This is a genomic window from Yoonia sp. 67-2 (assembly GCF_035117555.1).
Classification (GTDB): domain Bacteria; phylum Pseudomonadota; class Alphaproteobacteria; order Rhodobacterales; family Rhodobacteraceae; genus Yoonia.
The window spans coordinates 385567-405688 of the sequence record NZ_JAYKPK010000001.1 but is presented as its reverse complement, the minus strand read 5'-3'; the positions used below and the strand labels follow the sequence as shown (position 1 = coordinate 405688).

21 protein-coding genes and 1 tRNA gene are annotated in these 20122 nt (G+C 60.2%); 9 read left to right on the top strand and 13 right to left on the bottom strand.

What is annotated here, in order from left to right; translation table 11 throughout:
• Positions 1-18: 18 nt before the first annotated feature.
• From hpt to VOY09_RS02090, 3 genes are all read left to right on the top strand, one after another.
• Positions 19-561 carry a hypoxanthine phosphoribosyltransferase gene (hpt, locus tag VOY09_RS02100; protein WP_322892538.1) on the top strand — a complete coding sequence of 181 codons (543 nt, stop codon included), beginning with the start codon at positions 19-21 and terminating at the stop codon, positions 559-561.
• Between the two features lie 100 nt (positions 562-661).
• A complete protein-coding gene (locus tag VOY09_RS02095; RefSeq protein ID WP_322892539.1) occupies positions 662-1126 on the top strand; it encodes a cytochrome c in 465 nt (154 codons plus the stop codon).
• The gene (locus VOY09_RS02090) at positions 1126-1992 is read left to right on the top strand and encodes a cytochrome c (protein WP_322892540.1); all 867 of its coding nucleotides are present in this window, start codon (positions 1126-1128) and stop codon (positions 1990-1992) included. Before VOY09_RS02095 ends, VOY09_RS02090 begins: the two co-directional genes overlap by 1 nt.
• A 107-nt stretch (positions 1993-2099) precedes the next feature.
• Here VOY09_RS02090 and lipA read toward each other — a convergent pair whose 3' ends face one another.
• Positions 2100-3059 carry a lipoyl synthase gene (gene lipA, locus VOY09_RS02085; RefSeq protein ID WP_322892541.1) on the bottom strand — a complete coding sequence of 320 codons (960 nt, stop codon included), beginning with the start codon at positions 3057-3059 and terminating at the stop codon, positions 2100-2102.
• A gap of 101 nt (positions 3060-3160) precedes the next feature.
• A complete protein-coding gene (locus VOY09_RS02080) occupies positions 3161-4282 on the bottom strand; it encodes a DUF6456 domain-containing protein (RefSeq protein ID WP_322892542.1) in 1122 nt (373 codons plus the stop codon).
• A 242-nt stretch (positions 4283-4524) separates the two neighbouring features.
• Here VOY09_RS02080 and VOY09_RS02075 point away from each other — a divergent pair, with 242 nt between their 5' ends.
• Positions 4525-4821: a DUF6477 family protein gene (locus VOY09_RS02075; RefSeq protein WP_322892543.1), complete on the top strand. Its 297-nt coding sequence runs from the start codon at positions 4525-4527 to the stop codon at positions 4819-4821.
• Positions 4822-4866: 45 nt separating this feature from the next.
• Here VOY09_RS02075 and VOY09_RS02070 read toward each other — a convergent pair whose 3' ends face one another.
• Positions 4867-6417 carry a trimethylamine methyltransferase family protein gene (locus tag VOY09_RS02070; protein ID WP_322892544.1) on the bottom strand — a complete coding sequence of 517 codons (1551 nt, stop codon included), beginning with the start codon at positions 6415-6417 and terminating at the stop codon, positions 4867-4869.
• 134 nt (positions 6418-6551) lie between these two features.
• Here VOY09_RS02070 and guaA point away from each other — a divergent pair, with 134 nt between their 5' ends.
• Complete coding sequence (guaA, locus tag VOY09_RS02065; protein WP_322892545.1) at positions 6552-8111, top strand: glutamine-hydrolyzing GMP synthase; 1560 nt, start codon at positions 6552-6554, stop codon at positions 8109-8111.
• A 120-nt stretch (positions 8112-8231) separates the two neighbouring features.
• Here guaA and VOY09_RS02060 read toward each other — a convergent pair.
• The 10 genes from VOY09_RS02060 to VOY09_RS02015 all read right to left on the bottom strand — a co-directional run bounded on the left by VOY09_RS02060 (position 8232) and on the right by VOY09_RS02015 (position 16028).
• Positions 8232-8308: transfer RNA gene (locus VOY09_RS02060), tRNA-Arg, on the bottom strand.
• A gap of 48 nt (positions 8309-8356) precedes the next feature.
• On the bottom strand, positions 8357-9580 hold the full coding sequence (locus VOY09_RS02055; protein WP_322892546.1) for a cysteine desulfurase: 1224 nt from the start codon (positions 9578-9580) through the stop codon (positions 8357-8359).
• A complete protein-coding gene (locus VOY09_RS02050; RefSeq protein WP_322892547.1) occupies positions 9577-10173 on the bottom strand; it encodes a YIP1 family protein in 597 nt (198 codons plus the stop codon). Before VOY09_RS02050 ends, VOY09_RS02055 begins: the two co-directional genes overlap by 4 nt.
• The gene (locus VOY09_RS02045) at positions 10170-10673 is read right to left on the bottom strand and encodes a YIP1 family protein (protein ID WP_322892548.1); all 504 of its coding nucleotides are present in this window, start codon (positions 10671-10673) and stop codon (positions 10170-10172) included. Before VOY09_RS02045 ends, VOY09_RS02050 begins: the two co-directional genes overlap by 4 nt.
• Positions 10673-11959 (bottom strand): SufB/SufD family protein, encoded by a 1287-nt coding sequence (locus tag VOY09_RS02040; protein ID WP_322892549.1) that lies wholly within the window; start codon positions 11957-11959, stop codon positions 10673-10675. Before VOY09_RS02040 ends, VOY09_RS02045 begins: the two co-directional genes overlap by 1 nt.
• On the bottom strand, positions 11959-12717 hold the full coding sequence (sufC, locus tag VOY09_RS02035; protein WP_322892550.1) for a Fe-S cluster assembly ATPase SufC: 759 nt from the start codon (positions 12715-12717) through the stop codon (positions 11959-11961). Before sufC ends, VOY09_RS02040 begins: the two co-directional genes overlap by 1 nt.
• 19 nt (positions 12718-12736) lie before the next feature.
• Complete coding sequence (locus VOY09_RS02030; protein WP_322892551.1) at positions 12737-12979, bottom strand: hypothetical protein; 243 nt, start codon at positions 12977-12979, stop codon at positions 12737-12739.
• Positions 12976-14499 carry a Fe-S cluster assembly protein SufB gene (gene sufB / locus VOY09_RS02025; RefSeq protein ID WP_322892552.1) on the bottom strand — a complete coding sequence of 508 codons (1524 nt, stop codon included), beginning with the start codon at positions 14497-14499 and terminating at the stop codon, positions 12976-12978. The genes VOY09_RS02030 and sufB overlap by 4 nt, the downstream gene beginning before the upstream one ends.
• Before the next feature lie 10 nt (positions 14500-14509).
• A complete protein-coding gene (locus tag VOY09_RS02020; protein WP_322892553.1) occupies positions 14510-15541 on the bottom strand; it encodes a cysteine desulfurase family protein in 1032 nt (343 codons plus the stop codon).
• A gap of 25 nt (positions 15542-15566) precedes the next feature.
• The gene (locus VOY09_RS02015) at positions 15567-16028 is read right to left on the bottom strand and encodes an Rrf2 family transcriptional regulator (protein WP_322892554.1); all 462 of its coding nucleotides are present in this window, start codon (positions 16026-16028) and stop codon (positions 15567-15569) included.
• Positions 16029-16193: 165 nt separating this feature from the next.
• Between VOY09_RS02015 and VOY09_RS02010 the strand changes: the two genes are divergently transcribed.
• The 4 genes from VOY09_RS02010 to VOY09_RS01995 all read left to right on the top strand — a co-directional run bounded on the left by VOY09_RS02010 (position 16194) and on the right by VOY09_RS01995 (position 20054).
• Complete coding sequence (locus VOY09_RS02010) at positions 16194-16847, top strand: alpha/beta hydrolase (protein ID WP_322892555.1); 654 nt, start codon at positions 16194-16196, stop codon at positions 16845-16847.
• A 4-nt stretch (positions 16848-16851) separates the two neighbouring features.
• Positions 16852-17133: a hypothetical protein gene (locus VOY09_RS02005; RefSeq protein ID WP_322892556.1), complete on the top strand. Its 282-nt coding sequence runs from the start codon at positions 16852-16854 to the stop codon at positions 17131-17133.
• The gene (locus VOY09_RS02000) at positions 17133-17726 is read left to right on the top strand and encodes an HD domain-containing protein (protein ID WP_322892557.1); all 594 of its coding nucleotides are present in this window, start codon (positions 17133-17135) and stop codon (positions 17724-17726) included. The genes VOY09_RS02005 and VOY09_RS02000 overlap by 1 nt, the downstream gene beginning before the upstream one ends.
• A gap of 156 nt (positions 17727-17882) precedes the next feature.
• Positions 17883-20054 (top strand): DEAD/DEAH box helicase, encoded by a 2172-nt coding sequence (locus tag VOY09_RS01995; protein WP_416236720.1) that lies wholly within the window; start codon positions 17883-17885, stop codon positions 20052-20054.
• The last annotated feature ends 68 nt before the right edge of the window (positions 20055-20122 follow it).

Here is a 20122-nt window from a genome sequence, read left to right as displayed (position 1 = left end):
CCAGACCCGGAGACCATGATGCCCGCCGACCATCCCCCCTATGTGATCGACCAGATGATCAGCGCGAAATCCATCGCCGCAAGGATCGAAGAATTGGCACGCGACATTGCCAAGGATTTCGCCGGCACCGACAAGCTGGTCGTCGTGGGCCTGCTGCGCGGCTCCTTCGTCTTTATCGCCGATCTGGTGCGCGAGTTGGATCTTCCCGTCGAAGTTGATTTTTTAGAAGCCTCCTCTTATGGCGACGGCATGCAGACCAGCCGCGAGGTCAGAATATTGAAAGATCTGCGTGGCCAGATCGCAGGCCGCGATGTGCTGGTGGTCGAAGATATCGTCGATACCGGCCATACATTGGCGCATGTCACCAAGTTCCTGTTGTCGCGCAATCCTGCCCGCCTGCGGACCATTGCCTTGCTCGATAAACCCGCGCGCAGAGAAGTGGATTTCAAAGCCGATTGGATCGGGTTTGAAATCCCCGATGAATTCGTCGTCGGCTACGGCATCGATTACGGCCAGCGCAACCGCAACCTGCCCTATATCGGCAAGGTCAGGTTCACCTGAGGCAGCGGGCAGGCCACACAAGCCGCTGACATTTTCGTGTTTATGGATTCGCGCAACGCCGGGCTAACCTTGCGTCAACGCCGCCCAACCGGAGATTGCCATGCGCCGCTTTACCTTGCTTGCCACCACTCTTTGCCTGTCCGCCACAGCCCTGCTGGCGCAGGATCTGACCGAGGACCAAGACCGCGCCCTGACCGCCCGTCAGGCGCATATGGGGCTTTACGGCTTCTACCTCACCCCTTTGGGCCAGATGGCACAGGACCGCATCCCCTATGATGCCGAGGTCGCCGCCGCTGCGGCGAATAATCTGGCCGCCATGGCCGCGATTGACCAAAGCGCGTTCTGGGTTGAGGGCACCGACAGTACGCTGGAACGCAGCCGCGCGCGCGCCGAAATCTGGACCGATCCGGAGGGCTATCTGGAGGTCAAACAGGACATGGAAACCGCAACCGCCGCCTTGGCCATGGTTGCCGGTGATGGCTTGGATGCGCTGAAAGGCGCCTTTGGCCCGGTCGGCCAATCCTGCGGTGCCTGTCACGAGACCTATCGCGCGCCTGCAAATTAATGGTCCGCTGGCTTTGGGTTGCCGGGATCGTTGCGGCTGGCATCGGCGCGGGCTGGTTCGCCACCAAACCCACACCCCTGCCCGCCTCTGCCCTTGACGGGATCACCGGCGATGCCACGCGCGGCGCGATCACTTTTGCCGCCGCGGGCTGCGCCTCTTGCCATGCGGCGCCGGATGGCCCGCCCGAGGTGCTGGCAGGCGGCAAAAGCTTCGCCAGCGACTTCGGCACTTTCGTCGCGCCCAATATCTCGCCTGACCCGGTGCAGGGTATCGGCGGCTGGTCCGATCTGGAATTGGCGAGCGCGATCATGCGCGGCGTATCGCCCGATGGGGCGCACTATTACCCCGCCTTCCCCTATACCAGCTATATCAAGGCCGACCTGCAGGACGTCGCCGACCTGATCGCCCATCTGCGGACCCTGCCCGCCGATGCCACCCCCAGCCAGCCCCATGATCTGACCTTTCCCTATAACATCCGCGCCACGCTCGGCCCATGGAAAGCGCTCTACCTGCGCGACGATTGGGTGATGGACGCCCCCAAGCCCGAACTGGAACGCGGACGGGTCTTGGTCGAGGCTTTGGGCCATTGCGCCGAATGCCACACGCCGCGCGATGCCTTGGGCGGGCTGGACCGCGCCGCATGGATGACAGGTGCGCCGAACCCCAGCGGCGACGGGCGCATTCCCGATATCACGCCCGCCGGGTTGGATTGGTCTGAACAGGATATCGCCGAATACCTCAGCAGCGGGTTCACCCCGGACTTCGACAGCGCCGGTGGCACCATGGCCGATGTGATCCGCAACACCGAACAATTGAGCGATGAGGACCGTCTGGCCATTGCCGCCTATCTCAAGGCACTCCCTTAAACCTCATCGTCCGAGCCCAAATATCCCCGCCGGAGGCTGCGGCACAGCCGCAATGGGGGCTCTGCCCCCAAACCCCCAGAAGTATTTCCAGAAATAAGAAGGGGACGTCAGGCGATCCCGAGTTTTTTATTCCGTGCATCCCGCAAGCGGGCAAAGTCATCGCCTGCGTGATAGGATGACCGGGTCAGCGGCGTAGCCGAGACCATCAGGAACCCCTTGCCATAGGCGGCTTTTTCATAGCCTGCGAATTCCTCTGGCGTGACGAAACGGTCCACCCGGTGGTGTTTTGGCGTCGGTTGCAGATATTGGCCAATGGTCAGGAAATCGATATCCGCGGCGCGCATATCATCCATGACCTGCTGGACCGATTGCTTATCCTCGCCCAGCCCCACCATGATCCCGGATTTGGTGAACATCGACGGGTCGAGTTCCTTGACCCGTTGCAACAGGCGTAAGCTGTGGAAATAGCGCGCACCGGGGCGCACCTCGGGGTAAAGGCCCGGCACTGTTTCCAGATTATGGTTAAAGACATCGGGGCGCGCTTTCACCACCACCTCCAACACCGATGGATCGCAGCGGATGAAATCCGGGGTCAGGATCTCGATCGTGGTGCCGGGGCTTTGCCGGCGCACCGCGCGGATTGTCTGGGCGAAATGTTCCGCACCGCCATCCTCGACATCGTCGCGGTCCACGGAGGTGATCACGACATGGTTCAGCCCCAGTTTCTTCACTGCATCGGCGACACGGCCCGGTTCGAACACATCCAGAGCCTCCGGCGGTTTGCCGGTCGCGATATTGCAGAAGGTGCAGGCGCGGGTGCAGACCTCGCCCATGATCATCATCGTGGCATGGCCCTGTGACCAGCATTCGCCGACATTGGGGCAACCCGCCTCTTCACAGACCGTCACCAGCTTATGTTCGCGCATAATATCGCGGGTGGTTTTATAGCCTTCCGATGTCGGTGCCTTGACCCTGATCCAATCCGGTTTCTTCGGTTGCGGCGCGTCTTCGCGGCGCTGCTTTTCAGGGTGGCGCTGGGCCGGGATTTTCAGATCGCGTGGGGACATAGGCTCGCTCCGCTCAGATATGCAATACAGGTAGCCTTGCGCGCGGGATTTGTCCAATCCCAAGCGTCCCCACATGACAGCACTGCGCGCAGCACATGCGCCTAACCGATGCGCGGAGCATAGGGGCCGTGGGTTTGGGCATAATGCCGCGCCAGCCGTTCAAGCGCGATGCGCAGCACGATCTTGCCGGACCTTGCCGACCAGCCCATGCATTTCTCGGTCGCTTCCAGCCCTTCGAGAAGACAACAACAGCGCAACACCACATCGCCCAGCCCCGGCCCCAGATCCCGCAACGCGGCACGCACCCGGTCATGCGCGGCCCGGCTATGGGCCGGGGCATCAGGCTGGATATCGGGGATCTGCCCCAAAGCCGCCTTGTCCCAACCGCGCCCGCCTCCCGTCGCCAGCTGCGCCAGCTCAAAATCCTCGCGCAACCGCTCGCCCGTGGCTACCAGATCCCGGCTCAGAAACATCCCGCCATCACGATCCCGCCTGCGGGCCAGACCGACGAGCGGGCTTTCAGTGACGTGATAGCGCGCGACCGGCCGCTCACCGCTGTCCAGCGCCATCATGTCCCAGCGGGCATCGCCATCCTTGCCGGCGCGTTTGTCGGAAAATCCACCGGCGCGGTTTTCATCCTGCGCAGTCAGACGACGCAAGGCCGCGCGCCCCAGATTGGTGATGAAGTAGCGCGCGATCCGCGCATCGGGATCGGCACAGGCGATCCAGTCTTTCAACGCCATCGCCTGCGCGATTTCCCGGTCCACGCTTGTCGTGCGCAACGGCGCACCGCTTTGGCTTTCGCGCACGACAACGGCGGTATCCATGTCGCGGGCCGCCGCCAGCACCGCCCCATGTTCGCACAGCCGTCGCAGAATGCGGCGCGCCTCATCATCGATCCGGCGCTGGGTCAGGGCGATCCCGCCCGACGCCTCTGGCAAAGCTTCATCCGATGTCATCTGTGGTGTTTCCTTCTGGCTTTGTTCAGACCCGGCGCTGGCGCGCATGGAAAGGGATTTCAACGCGCCGTCGATCAGCAGATCATCGCGGCGGATTTCCAGCTTGCGGACCTGCCGCAACACGGTGGACGGATGGCAGGCGCTGGCGCGCGCCAGAGCTCGGATCGACATGCCCGTCTCGGTATGCTCCAGATAATGGCGGACGGCCTCTGGCACCCATGGCGGGAAATTATCAGACCGTTCCGGTCCCGGTCGTATGGTCATCTGCATCTTCCTTTCCCGGCAGATATCTCCGGTCCAGGCAAAACCCTTGGCAGGATGTTTGTCATGTACACAACCTAGAGATGTATGGTTACCTATGTGTTAACCAGGTTTCAGCTCTGTCAAGTATTCTTACCAAAGGATAAATATTCGTAACCGCAGCGTTCTTAACTTTTGGCGATCAGGCAACACCCGCCGGGGCTGTGCGATACAGGTCAGACCATTTATCCAGAAAGGCTGCCCCAATGATTGATCTCATGACCCGTATCCGCCAGTTGCAGCGCCCTGCGCTTCTGGCCCGCGCCGCCCATTTCGGCAGTGACGACTATCGCCGCGAGGCACAATTGCCCCGGCTGTTGAAAACCGCTGTGCTGCCGCGCCCCGCCGCAGCGATCATGGCCCTGCTAGAGATTGAGGCAGAAATGGACCGCAGCCGGATCGCGCAGCTTGCGCAATATTCACCCGCCCGTCATGTCGCCTTGCTGACCGCGATTGTCGGCGAGGCGCGTCTGCTCACCGCCCTCACCCCGCGCGCTCTGTGATCTTCCCCGCGGGGAAGATATGCAAAACCTTCCCCGCGGGGAAGGTCAGCCAAAAGCATCCGGCATCGCGGCCTTCTTGTCAGCCACATAGGCGCGCAACCGCGCCTCGATCTCAGGGTCCAGCGGCGGTTGCTGGTAGGTGTCGATCAGCTTTTTGACCCGCAAAGATGCCAAAGCTTGGGTATCACGCGCGCCTTCTTCGTCCCATGTCTCAAACGGTTTGTAATCGAACAGGTCGGATCGCCAGAAAGCCGCCTTGAAATTCGCCTGTGTATGGTCGCAGCCCAGGAAATGCCCGCCCGGCCCGACCTCGGCCAAAGCATCCATCGCCTGCCCGTTTTCGGACATATCCACGCCGCGCGCGAAATGATGCAGAGTGCCCAACTGATCGGCATCCATGACGAATTTTTCGAAAGAGGCGACCAGCCCACCTTCCAGCCAGCCGCAGGCGTGGAGCATGAAATTCACCCCCGACAAAAGCCCCATATTCAGGCTGTTGGCGGTTTCATAGGCGGCCTGCGCATCGGGCAATTTCGACCCACAGAACGCACCAGCGGAACGGTAAGGCAAGCCCATCCGCCGCGCCAGTTGCCCCGCGCCATAGGTGATCTGGCTCGCCTCTGGTGTGCCAAAGGTCGGCGCGCCGGAATTCATGTCGATCGAGGCGACGAAAGTGCCGAAAATCACCGGCGATCCGGGGCGGATCAACTGGGAATAAGCGACACCGGCCATCACTTCGGCCAAAACCTGAGTCAACGTACCGGCGACAGAAACCGGGGCCATCGCGCCGCCGACGATGAAGGGGCTGATGATCGATGCCTGATTATGCCGCGCAAAGACCTCCAACGCGCCCATCATCACAGAATCGAACGTCAGGGGAGAGTTGATATTGATCAGCGATGTCATCACCGTATTGTCGCGCACGAAGTCCTTGCCGAACAGGATCTCGCACATCTCGACCGAATCCTGCGCGCGGCTGGGTTCCGTCACCGACCCCATGAACGGCTTATCGCTCAGCACCATATGCGCCAGCAGCATGTCCAGATGGCGTTTGTTCACCGGAATATCGGTGGGTTCGCACACCGTCCCGCCCGAATGATGCAGCCATTTCGACATATAGCCCAGTTTCACGAATTTCTCGAAATCCGCCATGGTTGCGTAACGCCGCCCCCCTTCGGCATCGCGCACGAAAGGCGGGCCGTAAACCGGGGCGAGCACCAGATTCTTGCCACCCATAACCACATTGCGCTCGGGGTTGCGGGCATGTTGGGTAAATTCCGCAGGCGCCGTGGCACAAAGTTGGCGCGCCAGACCGCGCGGAATGCGGACGCGTTCGCCATCAATCTGCGCCCCCGCATCGCGCCACAATTCCAGCGCAGCAGGGTTATCGACGAAATTCACCCCGATTTCGGCCAGCACCGTTTCAGCATTGGCCTCGATCACCTGCAGGGCCTCTTCGGTCAGCACCTCGTAATTGGGGATATTGCGCTCAATATACTTCGCAGTTTCGACGCTGACCGCCGTGCGTTCCGCACGTCTGGCGGCCCCGCCGCCGCCACGGGCACGGCGGGATGGTGTAACGGCTTCATCAGACATGGCGATTCCTCCAAGGTTTCGCTCTTTCTAGCGGGCGCTCGGCGCAGCCCTTGCCGTATTTGCGCCCCTTCACATGCGAAAACGACATTCCCCGCCTCTTGCGCAGACCCGCAACTGGCTTTACCGGAGAGCACATGGAAAACATCACTTATGAACGCCTGCTGATCATTGATTTCGGCTCTCAGGTCACCCAGCTGATCGCGCGGCGTCTGCGCGAATTGAACGTCTATTGCGAAATTCACCCGTTCCATAATGTGACGGATGAATTCCTGAAGGATTTCGCGCCCAAGGCCGTGATTTTCTCGGGCGGTCCATCCTCGGTCTTTGCCGATGGTGCGCCGATGCCGCCCAAATCGGTGTTCGACCTTGGCGTGCCGATCCTTGGTATCTGCTATGGCCAGCAAGTGATGATGCATGTCCTTGGTGGCAAGGTCGAACGCGGCCATGGCACCGCCGAATTCGGCCGGGCCTTTGTGACGCCCGTCGAAAAGCTCGACCTGCTCGAAGGCTGGTTCCTGACCGACCGCGAACAGGTCTGGATGAGCCATGGCGACCATGTCTCTGCCATCGCGCCCGGTTTCGCGGTCTACGGCACCTCGCCCAATGCACCATTCGCGATCACGGCAGATATCGAACGGCATTTCTATGCCGTGCAATTCCACCCCGAAGTGCATCACACCCCCAACGGCGCGCGGCTTTACGAAAACTTCGTCCGCATCGCAGGTTTCTCCGGCGATTGGACAATGGGGGCCTACCGCGAACAGGCGATTGCCGCGATCCGCGAACAGGTCGGCGACAAACAGGTGATCTGCGGTCTGTCGGGCGGCGTTGATTCCTCTGTCGCCGCCGTGCTGATCCATGAAGCCATCGGCGACCAGCTGACCTGCGTGTTCGTCGATCACGGCCTTTTGCGGCTGGGCGAGGCCGAAGAGGTCGTGACCATGTTCCGCGACCATTACAACATGCCGCTGATCCATGCCGACGAAAAGGAATTGTTCCTTGGTAAACTCGACGGTGTCAGTGACCCCGAAACCAAGCGCAAGATCATCGGCGGGTTGTTCATCGACGTGTTCCAGAAATACGCCAACGGGATCGAAGGCGCAGAATTCCTCGCCCAAGGCACGCTCTACCCCGATGTGATCGAATCGGTGTCGTTTTCGGGCGGCCCCTCTGTGACGATCAAAAGCCACCATAATGTCGGCGGTTTGCCCGAGAAAATGGGGTTGAAACTGGTCGAACCCCTGCGCGAACTCTTCAAGGATGAAGTGCGCGCCTTGGGTGCCGAACTCGGCCTGCCGCCCAGTTTCATCGGGCGTCACCCCTTCCCCGGCCCGGGCCTCGCGATCCGTTGCCCCGGCGAAATCACCCGCGAAAAGCTGGATATCCTGCGCAAGGCCGATGCGGTCTTTATCGACCAGATCCGCAAACACGGGCTCTATGATGATATCTGGCAAGCCTTCGTGGCAATCCTGCCGGTGCGCACGGTCGGCGTGATGGGTGACGGGCGGACCTATGATTTCGCCTGTGCGCTCCGCGCGGTCACGTCAGTTGACGGGATGACGGCGGATTACTACCCGTTCAGCCATGATTTCCTTGGCGAAACCGCCACACGGATCATCAATGAAGTCACCGGCATCAACCGGGTGACCTATGATATCACCTCCAAACCGCCCGGCACGATTGAGTGGGAATGAAACGAAAAAAAACGCCGCCCCAGATCCGGGCGGCGTTTTTATTTCCGCATCCAATCGGTATCCGGCCGCAGAACACAGCAAAAATGCAGTGCAGTTATCGCTTTATTTACAAAGGATTATTGGTGCACCCGACAGGATTCGAACCTGTGGCCTCTGCCTTCGGAGGGCAGCGCTCTATCCAGCTGAGCTACGGGTGCATTTGAGGGTTCTATAGCGGGGCCAGTGGCCCCTCGCAATGTCAAATATCAGGAAAACAGGTCGTGGCACAATTCCAGCGCGTCGATCAGGATATCGACCTCGTCGGTGGTGTTATAGACCGCGAAGGACGCGCGGCAGGTGGCACCCAGCCCCATATGCTCCATCAGCGGCATGGCGCAATGTGATCCGGCGCGCACGGCGACGCCTTTCTTGTCCAGCACCGTGGAAATGTCATGCGCATGGGCTGCACCGTCCAGCGTGAAGGAAAAGATCGCGCCTTTGGTGTCGGATGTGCCCTGCACCTGCACCCAGTTCAGACCGTCCAGCCTGTCGCGGGCGTAATTGCGCAGTTGCCGTTCATGTTCGGCGATCTGCGCCATGCCAAGCCCGGTCATGTAATCCAAGGCCACGCCGAGGCCGATCATCTGGACGATGCCGGGGGTGCCCGCCTCGAACATCATCGGGGGGTCGTTCCATGTGACGGTGTCGCGGCCCACTTCACGGATCATATCGCCGCCGCCCATGAAGGGGCGCATTTCGGCCATCCTTTCGCGTTTCACATAGATCGCGCCAGACCCTGATGGGCCATAGAGTTTATGCCCGGTGATCGCATAGAAATCGCAGCCCAGATCCTGCACATCGACGGGCATATGCACGGCGGCCTGTGAGCCGTCGACCAGCACCGGCACGCCCTTGGCATGGGCACCGGCGGTGATCGCCTTGATATCCACCACTGTGCCGAGCACGTTGGACATATGGGTGATGGCAACCAGTTTCGTCTTGGGTCCAATTGCATCGATCACCTTTTGCGGGTCCAGATCGCCGCGGGCATCGGTTTCGACCCATTTGATCACCACGCCCTGCCGTTCGCGCAGGAAATGCCAGGGCACGATATTGGCGTGATGTTCCATGATTGACAGGACGATTTCATCGCCTGCTTCCATCCGGGGCATGGCCCAGCCATAGGCGACCATATTGATCCCCTCGGTGGTGCCGGAGTTCATGATGATCTCCTCCTCGGACCCGGCATTGAGAAAGCGCGCAATCGTGCCGCGCACGGATTCGTATTTGTCCGTCGCAAGGTTGGACAGGTAATGCAGGCCGCGATGCACATTGGCATATTCCTGGGAATAGGCCTGGGTGACTGCATCGATCACCACCTGCGGTTTTTGCGCCGAGGCCCCGTTATCAAGGTAAACCAAGGGTTTGCCATTCACCTGCCGCGACAGGATCGGGAAATCGGCGCGGATTTTTGCGATATCAAGGCTCATGCTTGCATCCCTGTTGGTGCGACGCCCAGAACCGACAGGACGATCCCGGCGATCAGGGCGGTGGCGATCAGCGCGAAAAGCAAGGTCAAAATGGTTTTGCCAATACTTTCAAAGCGGTGCATCACATTGACGAAATTCAAAATGCAGCGGATCAGGATCACCAGCGAAATGATGCCGAAATATCCTGCAATCATCGGGCTGATGATCACCAGCAGGACCTGCACCGCCTCGAGCGAGACGCTGACGGTCTGGAACAGGATGATGGCTTTCAGACAATCCTCGACACTGCCTTGGCCGCCCATCATCCGACCGATTTGGTAGATCGTGTAGACCAGCAGGAACAGGAACACGAGGATGATGGCAGCATAGCTGAACGGCGTCAGCACCAGCCCTTGGTCCTGCAATACCACCGGTACCGGCGACACCGCCTGCAACAAAGCCAGCATCAGCACGTTCAGCACCGCGACCAGCACCAGAACGGACCAGAGGTTCAGCAGGCTGATCGGCCATTGCAGCACATGGCGCGCCGCATTGGCCGGGTCCGTGATCGTGCCCCAAAGCGCGCGGAAAGCAGTTTGCGGTGTCATATTCATGGTTTGCTTTCTGCTTCGCGGAGTGATTGGACCCAGATGATAGCAAAGGCGATCAGCCAGAATGCGCCGATGATATTCGCCTCAAGCCCCGGCCCGACGAAACCGCGCATCATGCCGTGCAGCAGAATCGCGGGCGAGGTTGCCAGCATCGTCCAGAACAGGGCGATCCGTGCGCTATACATGCTGCCCTTGCCACCAAACAGCCGCGCGATCAGATGTGTGACGGCCGCGATGAAATACAAGAACAGCGGCCAGACCATGAGCCATGCCAGAAATTCATAGGCGATCAGCCGGTCGAGTTCCGGCACCTCGGCCCCCGGTGCCAGATCAAAGCCAGCCGCCATCCGTGACAACCGTGGCCATTGCGCGATGAAGATCAGGAAACAGGCGATCAGCAAATAGGCGATTGCCCGATCCTCCCGCCTGCCCTGCGCCAGAATATCGCGCATCACCGCACGCGGCGCGCGCCATGTCCGCACGATGTCGCTGGTGACTGGCATCAGGCGCGCCGCGCCAGCCAGCCTTCCAGCCGGGTCTGCAGTTCTTCGGCCAAGGCTTCGTCTTCAATCTCGGCCAAGGCTTCGGCAAGGAAGGACAACGTCAGCAGATTGCGCGCCGTATGGAGCGGCACCCCGCGCGAGCGCAGATAGAACAAGGCCGTTTCATCAATCGCCCCGGTGGTGGAGCCGTGTGAACAGGCGACGTCATCGGCGTAGATTTCCAGTTCCGGCTTGGCGAGGAACTGGCTGTCGTCATCCAGCAGCAGCGATTGGCTGATCTGATAGCCATCGGTTTTCTGCGCGCCTTGTTTGACGAGGATTTTGCCCTGGAACACGCCGACGGCGCCGTTGCGCAGGACCTTTTTGAACACCTGACGGCTTTCGCCGCGCAACGCGTCGTGGGTCACGAACACCGTGTCATCATGGTGGAAATCATCGCCGTCGCCGACGCAGGCACCTGCCACATGGGCGATGGCATCATCGCCGCGGATGTCGATCACGCATTCATTGCGCGTCAGCACACCGTTGAAGGTCAGCGTGAAGGATTTGAACACCGATTCCGTGCCAAGCTGCGCGAAGCAATGCGTCACGGCGCGGCGTTCATGGTCGTTGCCTTGGGCGCGGATGTGGTGGAACTGGCCAGTATTGGCGATATCGACCTCAAGACAGGTGTTCAGCCGCGCGGCACCGGGGCCGGTTTCCAGCAGGGTCAGGCTTGCGCCTTCCTCGACCCGGACGACATGGTGCAGGGTGACATCCGAGGTCGTGGATTGGTGCAGATAGGTGATATGCACGGGCTTGGTCACGGCGGCAGTTGCGCGGATGACGATGCCATCCGTCGCAATAGCGGTGTTAAGTGCCGCCAGCGGGCGCGGCACAGGATGCTGGCCACGCTCCTCCAGCTTGCCATAAAGGTCTGTCGCCCAATGGATATCAGCTTGCGTCGCGGTGGACAGATGGTCGATCTCCAGCCCCACGCCTGTCAGATCATCCGACTGGCTGGCGTCGAAAACGCCATCGACAAAGACCAGCGCGATCTTGTCGAGGCCCGCGAAAAGCGGCCCTTCGCCATTGTCGAACAATGCCGCCGCTGGGGCATCGACCGCCACCAAGGAGGCCGGATCGGTGTAGCGCCAATATTCATCGCGCCGCGTGGGCAGGCCCATCGCGCTGACCCGCGCCAGCGCATCGCTGCGCGCGGCCTGCGCCCAGACGGCACCGTCAGGCAAGGTGACTGCGGCCAGCCGGTTGGTCGTGGTATCCAGTTTCAGTTGCGCGACTGCCATCAGGCCGCCCCCGCCAACAGATCGGCGTAACCGTTGTTTTCCACCTCAAGCGCCAGTTCCGGGCCGCCTGATTTGATGATCCTGCCACCCGACAGGATATGCACGAAATCCGGTTTGATATGGTCGAGCAGGCGCTGATAATGGGTGATCACAAGGAATGAGCGGTTGTCAGACCGCAACGCATTCACGCCGTCTGCGACCAGTTTCATCGCATCGACATCCAGACCGGAATCGGTTTCATCCAGAATGCACATCTTGGGTTCCAGCATCGCCATTTGCAGGATTTCATTGCGTTTCTTTTCACCACCCGAGAATCCCACATTCACGGGCCGCTTGAGCATGTCAGCGTCGATCTGCAAATCCTTGGCCTTCGCGCGGACTTCTTTCAGGAAATCACCCGCGCTCAATTCCTCTTCCCCGCGCGCTTTGCGCTGTGCGTTCACAGCGGTGCGCAGAAAGGTCATGTTGCCGACACCGGGGATTTCAACAGGGTATTGGAAGGCCAGAAACAGGCCAGCGGCGGCACGTTCTTCGGGTTCCAAATCCAGCAGATCGGCACCTTCCAAAGTTGCGGAACCATCGGTGACCTTATAGCCATCCTTGCCGGACAAGATGTAGGACAGGGTCGATTTGCCCGACCCGTTCGGGCCCATGATCGCATGCACCTCGCCCGGTTTGATAGAGAGCGACAGACCCTTGAGGATCGTTACTTCGGAATCGTCTTCCAGTTCGGCGTGTAGGTTGTTGATTTCCAACATTTTATTCTTCCTTACTCAATCAATTTCCGCGCATGCCGGGGCCGGTAATCTCACCCGTGCCGCGCGTTTCTATCCGTTTAGCCATATTGTTCAGGACAACGGTGCTATCCTCGGCGATCAGGGTGCCGCCGACCATGCCGTCGACGATCACACGCGCGCCGCCGCGCACATGCAGATCGCCCATGATCATTGCGGAAGACAGGACATGAGCATCCTGTTCCACGACCACAGAACTCATATGCATCCCGTCAATCTGCTTCATCCCACCGATCCTTCGAGGCTGATGGCGACCAGCGCCTGTGCTTCCATGGCGAATTCCATCGGCAGGGCTTGCAGGACTTCCTTGCAGAACCCGTTGACGACCAATGCGACGGCTTCTTCTTCGTCCATGCCACGGCTGCGGCAATAGAACAATTGATCGTCGTCCACCTTGGATGTCGTCGCCTCATGTTCCACCCGCGATGAATTATTCTTCACCTCGATATAGGGCACGGTATGCGCGCCGCATTGATCGCCGATCAACAGGCTGTCGCATTGGGTGTAATTGCGGCTGTTCTTGGCCTTGGGGTGCATTGACACCAGCCCGCGATAGGTGTTCTGCGCCTTGCCCGCGCTGATCCCTTTGGACACGATCCGCGATTTGGTATTCTTGCCCAGATGCACCATTTTCGTGCCGGTATCGGCCTGCTGCATGTTGTTGGCGATGGCGATGGAATAGAATTCACCCTGTGCATCGTCCCCGCGCAGAATGCAGCTTGGGTATTTCCATGTCACGGCAGAGCCGGTTTCGACCTGCGTCCACATCACCTTGGCCCGGTCGCCACGGCAATCGGCGCGTTTGGTGACAAAGTTATAGATCCCGCCCTTGCCGTTTTCATCACCGGGATACCAGTTCTGCACGGTGGAATATTTCACCTCTGCATCTTCTTCGATGATGATCTCGACCACGGCGGCGTGCAATTGGGCGACGTCACGCTTGGGTGCGGTGCAACCTTCGAGGTAGGAGACATAAGACCCCTTATCCGCGATGATCAGCGTGCGTTCAAACTGGCCGGTATTTTCGGCATTGATGCGGAAATAAGTCGACAATTCCATCGGGCAGCGCACGCCCGGTGGGATGTAGACGAACGAACCATCGGAAAAGACCGCCGAATTCAGCGTCGCATAGTAATTATCCGACTGGGGCACGACCGAGCCGAGGTATTTCTTCACCAATTCCGGGTGATCGCGGATCGCTTCGGAGATGGAACAGAAAATCACGCCAGCCTTTTTCAGCTCCGCCTGAAAGGTGGTGCCGACAGAAACGGAATCGAATACCGCATCCACCGCGACCTTACGGCCTTCGGCGGGCATATTCTCTGCCCCTTCGACGCCAGCAAGGATCGCCTGTTCTTTCAAAGGAATCCCCAGCTTGGCATAGGTCGCCAGCAGTTTCGGATCGACCTCGTCCAAGGACTTCGGCTTGACCGCCATGCTTTTCGGGCGGGCATAGTAGAAAATATCCTGAAAATCGATTTTCGGATAGCTGACCATCGCCCAGGTCGGTTCTGTCATCTGTTCCCAACGGGTAAAGGCCTGCAGACGCCATTCGGTCATCCATTCGGGTTCTTCATTCTTGAATGAAATCAGCCGCACGATATCGGGATTCACGCCTTTGGGGGCATAATCCATCTCGATCTCGGTTTCCCAGCCGTGTTTATAGGTGCCTGACAGGGCTGCGACCGCATCGACCGTTTCCTGATCGACACCATCTTTGACGTCTATCTTGTCCAAAGCAGTCATATCTTTCCCCTCATGCCGCGCGCAACCGCGCGCGTTTTTCTGTCCAGGCCTGCGCAAAGCGCAAGACCTCTTCTTCTGTTGTATCCAGCCCCAGCGACACCCGCAGCGCACAGGCCGCATCATCGCCGTCCAGACCGAGCGCGCGTAACACGCGGCTTTGCTTGACTTTGCCCGACGAACAGGCCGATCCGGCGGAAACGGCAAAACCTGCCAGATCCATCGCCATCACCTGTGTTTCGCCTTTCCAGCCCGGTGTCACGAAACACGATGTGTTCGGCAAACGCTCCGCGCCTTTCCCTACAAAAATAGTATTCTTTTCGGCAGCCTCAATGGCCTTTTCTAGAATATTTCTAAGTTCCGCAACCCGTTCCCAACGCCCCGCCGCCAGATCGGCCTGTGCAGCAGCGGCTGCAGCGCCCATCCCGGCGATGGCCATGACATTTTCGGTGCCGGACCTGCGGCCCATTTCCTGCCCGCCGCCTTTGATCTGCGCGCTCAGGTCATGCCCACGCGGGATGATCAAGGCGCCGATCCCCTTGGGGCCACCGAATTTATGCGCTGAAAGAAACACCATCTGCACACCGGCCCAGGCATAGGAAAACGCCACCCGGCCAAAACCTTGGGTGATATCAGAGACGGCCAAGCCATCCGGCAGGCGCTGCACGATGCCGGTTTCGGAATTCGCCAATTGCAAGGTCGCGCGCGCAGGGTCAGTCACCTGCACGGCACCGTCGATAACCGGCAGAACCGGATCGACCCAAGCATGGACCGCATCATGCTCAACCGGTCCCGCCTGCAATCCGCGCCCGGCCAGCGCCAGCGCCGCAGCCTCGGTCGCGCCTGAGACGAACACGATATCCGCCTCGCCTGCGCCGACAGCCTCGGCCACCTGCGCGCGGGCGCGTTCGACTATCGCCTTGGCCGCGCGGCCTTCGGCGTGGACGCTCGACGGATTGCCCGCCACATCCATCGCCGCCAGCATCGCGTCGCGCGCCTCTGCCCGCAAAGGGGTGGTGGCGTTATGATCCAGATAGACCCTCATTCAGGGACGACCTGTTTTGCGACGCTCAATCCTCATCGACGACCTCGAACAAGGCAGGCACGGCTGGGCAAGGGGCCAGACCATTGCTGATCACATCCGACAAACGCGCCTGATGCAGAAACACATAGACATGCGCCGACAACCCTTCCCACAGCCGGTTGGTCAGCGATTGCGCGCGGCTGCCGGACGCACCGCCCGAGGCCCCGGCCCCTTTGTGCATGGCCGAAACCGTTTCATCCACGGCGCCCAATATCTCCGCCACGCGGATTTCCGAGGCGGGGCGTGACAGGCGATACCCGCCGCCCGGTCCGCGCACAGAATCCACCAGACCGGCCCGGCGCAGTTTGACGAATAATTGCTCCAGATAGGGCAGGGAAATATCCTGCCGCTTGGAAATCTCGGTCAGATTGACCAAGGCCTCTTTCGGCTGCAACGCCAGATCGGCCAGAGCGACCATCGCATAACGGCCTTTTGTGCTTAACTTCATACCCGCGCCCTGCCCAATCCCTGCAAATCCATTGACGGCGCACGGCTGCGTCATTACTCAACCGTGAACCGGACCTGGGGTCGCGACCCCTAGTTTAGAATCCTTCTAAGGTGCCCGAGTGTTTTCGTCAAGAAACCTCGCACCCAACCAGCGACGGAAAATTATATGCCCGAAGTCATCTTCCCCGGACCCGAAGGACGCCTTGAAGGGCGCTATCATCCGCAAAAGGACCGTGACGCGCCAATCGCCATCGTGTTGCATCCGCATCCGCAGTTTGGTGGAACGATGAACAACCGGGTGGTCTATAACCTGCATTATGCGTTTTATAACCTTGGCTTTACCGTGCTGCGGTTCAATTTCCGCGGCGTCGGGCGGTCACAGGGTGAATATGATCAGGGCGTCGGCGAATTGTCTGATGCGGCCTCGGCGCTGGATTACCTGCAATCGATGAACAGCAATGCCAAACATTGCTGGGTCGCGGGATTTTCCTTTGGCGCATGGATCGGCATGCAACTCTTGATGCGCCGTCCGGAAATCACCGGTTTCATCTCGGTCAGCCCGCCAGCGAATATGTATGATTTCAGCTTCCTTGCCCCCTGCCCGGCCTCGGGCCTGGTGATCAACGGCAGCAATGACCGTGTCGCACCGCCGCAGGATACGGTGACTTTGGTCAACAAGCTGCATGAACAAAAAGGCATCACCATCACCCATGATGAAGTGCCGGGTGCGGGCCATTTCTTTGAAGATCCGCATATGGACCCGATGATCGACACGGTCAAAACCTATGTCCGGCGGCGGTTGACAGAAAACACACGGTAGTCAGATGGACGAAAGCTATTTGGAAAAAGTCGCAGGCGAATTGGCTGATCTGGCTTTGGCCGATCAGGCCGCCTCTGGCGATGTGCTGATTGTGGATCAGATCGGCGACATGCTGGGGACCTCATCACAGATCCTGCAGGAAAGCTACCAGACTGCGGTGCGCGTGCGGCGGGCAGAGGCGCGGGCGCGCGCGTTTCTCGCCGACCGGGCGGCACGGCAATATCAGGCCCCCGCCACGACCGCGCCGCCGACGCCCGACAGCGGCCCGCGCCGGGTGATCCGCTGATGTCTGACCGGATCAACGCGCAGCTGGCCTTCCTGACCGAAGCCTGCAAACTCAAATCCGTGCTGCGCGCCACGACGCTTTGCAATGGGTCGCGCCGGGAAAACAGCGGTGAACATAGCTGGCATATCGCGCTTTATGCCTTGGTGCTGGGCGAACAGGCAGGCCCCGATGTGAACATCGACAGGGTGATCCGGATGCTGCTGATCCACGATCTGGTCGAGATTGACGCAGGCGACACCCCGATCCACGGTGATCACGACATCGCAGCGCAAGACGCCATAGAACAAGCCGCCGCCACCCGGATTTTCGGCCTGCTGCCGCCGGATCAGGCTGCCAGTTTCCGCGCGCTCTGGGATGAATTCGAGGCGGCAGAAACCCCCGATGCCGTTTTCGCCAAGTCCATTGACCGGGTGCAGCCGTTGGTTGCCAATCTGGAAACAGACGGTGCAAGCTGGCGCGCCTATAATGTCACTGCCGCCCAAGTCGAATCCCGCGTCGGCGTCAAAGTCGCGCGCGGCGCGCCCGCACTCTGGGCTGCGCTGAAATCCCGGATCGATGCGTGGTTCGCCGCACATCTTCCATCTTCCGAGTAAAAATATCCCGGGGGCCCGGGGGCTGGCCCCCGGATTCTTCATAGCGGCTGGGGGCTGGCCCCCGGCGCGTTCTGTCTAAAACGACATTGCCCCTATACAAACAGGGTTATCAAGCGTAGGGCGCAGAGTTTATAAAGTTCTGAAAGCACAAGATTGATGACGACGATGATCCCGACCCTTGCGAATGCCCTGTCTGCCCAAGGCTATACCGACCTCACACCAGTGCAGGTGGCCGTGACAGATGCAGCGCTTGCAGATCAGGATCTGCTCGTCTCGGCGCAGACCGGCTCTGGCAAAACCGTGGGCTTTGGTCTGGCCATCGGCCCGACGATCCTGCCCGAAGATGGCTTGTTCGGTCCCGCCGGTCGCCCTTTGGCGCTGGTGATCGCACCGACCCGCGAATTGGCACTTCAGGTCAAACGCGAATTGCAATGGCTCTATGCAGGCACCGGGGCGACATTGGCGTCCTGCGTCGGCGGCATGGATTTCCGTGATGAGAAACGCAGCCTGGAACGTGGCGCGCAGATCGTTGTCGCGACACCGGGCCGTCTGCGCGACCATATCATGCGCAACACGATTGATCTGAGCGATATCAAGGCTGTCATTCTGGACGAAGCCGATGAAATGCTGGACCTCGGGTTCCGCGAAGACCTTGAATTCATCCTTGACCAAGCACCGCCCAGTCGCCGCACCTTGATGTTCTCGGCCACCGTGCCTGCCGCCATCGCGAAACTGGCGCAATCTTACCAGAAAAACGCCGTCCGCGTGGCGACCGCCAGCAAGGAAGGCCAGCACAGCGATATCGAATACCGCGCGCTGACTGTCGCCAACCATGATATCGACGCCGCGATCATCAATGTCCTGCGCTTCTACGCCGCCCCCAATGCCATCGTTTTCGCCAATACCCGCGCCATGGTCACACGGCTGACCACCCGTCTGGCCAATCGCGGCTTTGCGACTGTGGCTTTGTCCGGTGAACTCAGCCAGACCGAGCGGACCCATGCCTTGCAAGCGATGCGCGACGGGCGTGCGCAGGTCTGTGTGGCGACGGATGTGGCGGCGCGCGGGATCGATCTGCCGAATCTCGAACTGGTGATCCACGCTGAATTGCCGACCAATGCCGAAACCCTGCTGCACCGCTCTGGCCGGACCGGGCGCGCGGGCCGCAAGGGTATTTCCGCGATGATCGTGCCCGCCAAGATGAAACGGCGCGCGCAGAACCTGCTGACCTGGGGCAAGCTGGAGGCGACCTGGGCACTGCCCCCGACAGCCGATGAAGTCACCGCGCGTGATGAAGAACGCCTGCTGAATGATCCGGTCTGGTCGGAAACCTTTACCGACAGCGAACAGGAATTCGCCGCGCGGCTGCTGGCGCAACATGCGCCCGAACAGATCGCCGCCGCCTATCTGCGGATCTATGCGGGCAAGACATCCGCGCCCGAAGAATTGAGCGAATACAAGGACGGTCCGGTCACCAAGGACCGCGACGGCAAGGAACGCGCGCCGCGTGATCACAAATCATTCGGCCCGTCCCGCTGGTTCCGCGTCGATGTGGGCCGCGAAGGCAAGGCCGAGGCGCGTTGGCTTCTGCCGATGATCTGCAAGGCCGGTGGCATCACAAAGACCGAAATCGGCGCGATCCGTATCCAGCCGAATGAGACTTTTGTCGAGATTTCCGAACCCGCCGTCGCTGGTTTCCTTGCCGCGATCGGCCCGGATATGGTGCTGGAAAATCAGGCGAAATTGTCCAAGATGGATGGCGCGCCGCAGATCGGCGAACGCGGGCCGCGCGCGACGAAACGTGATTACGACAGCGACACGCCGAAACCGCGCCGCCATGCGCCGCGTGATCAGGACGCGCCGCCACCATCCGCGCAACCCGATGTTGCTGCGATCCAGCCGATCCATGGTGCCGCCGATGACACCAAGGCCCGCAAACCGCGCCAGAAACCAGAACGGCGCGATCATGGCGATGCCTTGGTCGCCTATGGTGCCAAACCCGCCTATAAAGGCAAATCCGACAGCAAACCGCCTTATAAGGGCAAGTCGGAATATAAGGGTAAATCCGAAGGCAAGCCGCCCTATAAGGCGAAATCCGAAGGTGCGCCTTACAAAGGCAAATCCGACGATAAAAAGCCCGGCGGTTTCGCGCGGCCCGGCAAACCCGGTGGCAAGCCTGCCTATGGCAAGCCCGGTTTTGCCAAACCCGATGGTAAGCCCAAGCCTAGCGCCAACGATACCTCGAAACGCTTCGTCCCACCGGGTGGCACCGCCAAGCCGCGCAAACCAGCTGGCAAATCCGGCGCGCCGAAACGCGGCAAAAGCTGACGTCACAAAAATGTCACGAAACCTGTGACCGGAATCAGCCGGGCTGGCGCGAAAGCCCTGTCCGGCTG

What these genes read in the sequence shown, in the direction of transcription:
- guaA (WP_322892545.1), top strand. Translation starts at nt 6,552, where the DNA reads ATGGAAAACATCACTTATGAACGCCTGCTGATCATTGATTTCGGCTCT.
- VOY09_RS02070 (WP_322892544.1), bottom strand. Translation starts at nt 6,417, where the DNA reads ATGTCTGATGAAGCCGTTACACCATCCCGCCGTGCCCGTGGCGGCGGC.
- hpt (WP_322892538.1), top strand. Translation starts at nt 19, where the DNA reads ATGCCCGCCGACCATCCCCCCTATGTGATCGACCAGATGATCAGCGCG.
- VOY09_RS02040 (WP_322892549.1), bottom strand. Translation starts at nt 11,959, where the DNA reads ATGGCAGTCGCGCAACTGAAACTGGATACCACGACCAACCGGCTGGCC.
- lipA (WP_322892541.1), bottom strand. Translation starts at nt 3,059, where the DNA reads ATGTCCCCACGCGATCTGAAAATCCCGGCCCAGCGCCACCCTGAAAAG.
- VOY09_RS02095 (WP_322892539.1), top strand. Translation starts at nt 662, where the DNA reads ATGCGCCGCTTTACCTTGCTTGCCACCACTCTTTGCCTGTCCGCCACA.
- VOY09_RS02080 (WP_322892542.1), bottom strand. Translation starts at nt 4,282, where the DNA reads ATGACCATACGACCGGGACCGGAACGGTCTGATAATTTCCCGCCATGG.
- VOY09_RS02015 (WP_322892554.1), bottom strand. Translation starts at nt 16,028, where the DNA reads ATGAAGTTAAGCACAAAAGGCCGTTATGCGATGGTCGCTCTGGCCGAT.
- VOY09_RS02075 (WP_322892543.1), top strand. Translation starts at nt 4,525, where the DNA reads ATGATTGATCTCATGACCCGTATCCGCCAGTTGCAGCGCCCTGCGCTT.
- VOY09_RS02090 (WP_322892540.1), top strand. Translation starts at nt 1,126, where the DNA reads ATGGTCCGCTGGCTTTGGGTTGCCGGGATCGTTGCGGCTGGCATCGGC.
- VOY09_RS02000 (WP_322892557.1), top strand. Translation starts at nt 17,133, where the DNA reads ATGTCTGACCGGATCAACGCGCAGCTGGCCTTCCTGACCGAAGCCTGC.
- VOY09_RS02055 (WP_322892546.1), bottom strand. Translation starts at nt 9,580, where the DNA reads ATGAGCCTTGATATCGCAAAAATCCGCGCCGATTTCCCGATCCTGTCG.
- VOY09_RS02010 (WP_322892555.1), top strand. Translation starts at nt 16,194, where the DNA reads ATGCCCGAAGTCATCTTCCCCGGACCCGAAGGACGCCTTGAAGGGCGC.
- VOY09_RS02050 (WP_322892547.1), bottom strand. Translation starts at nt 10,173, where the DNA reads ATGAATATGACACCGCAAACTGCTTTCCGCGCGCTTTGGGGCACGATC.
- VOY09_RS02020 (WP_322892553.1), bottom strand. Translation starts at nt 15,541, where the DNA reads ATGAGGGTCTATCTGGATCATAACGCCACCACCCCTTTGCGGGCAGAG.
- VOY09_RS01995 (WP_416236720.1), top strand. Translation starts at nt 17,883, where the DNA reads ATGACGACGATGATCCCGACCCTTGCGAATGCCCTGTCTGCCCAAGGC.
- sufB (WP_322892552.1), bottom strand. Translation starts at nt 14,499, where the DNA reads ATGACTGCTTTGGACAAGATAGACGTCAAAGATGGTGTCGATCAGGAA.
- VOY09_RS02030 (WP_322892551.1), bottom strand. Translation starts at nt 12,979, where the DNA reads ATGAAGCAGATTGACGGGATGCATATGAGTTCTGTGGTCGTGGAACAG.
- VOY09_RS02045 (WP_322892548.1), bottom strand. Translation starts at nt 10,673, where the DNA reads ATGCCAGTCACCAGCGACATCGTGCGGACATGGCGCGCGCCGCGTGCG.
- VOY09_RS02005 (WP_322892556.1), top strand. Translation starts at nt 16,852, where the DNA reads ATGGACGAAAGCTATTTGGAAAAAGTCGCAGGCGAATTGGCTGATCTG.
- sufC (WP_322892550.1), bottom strand. Translation starts at nt 12,717, where the DNA reads ATGTTGGAAATCAACAACCTACACGCCGAACTGGAAGACGATTCCGAA.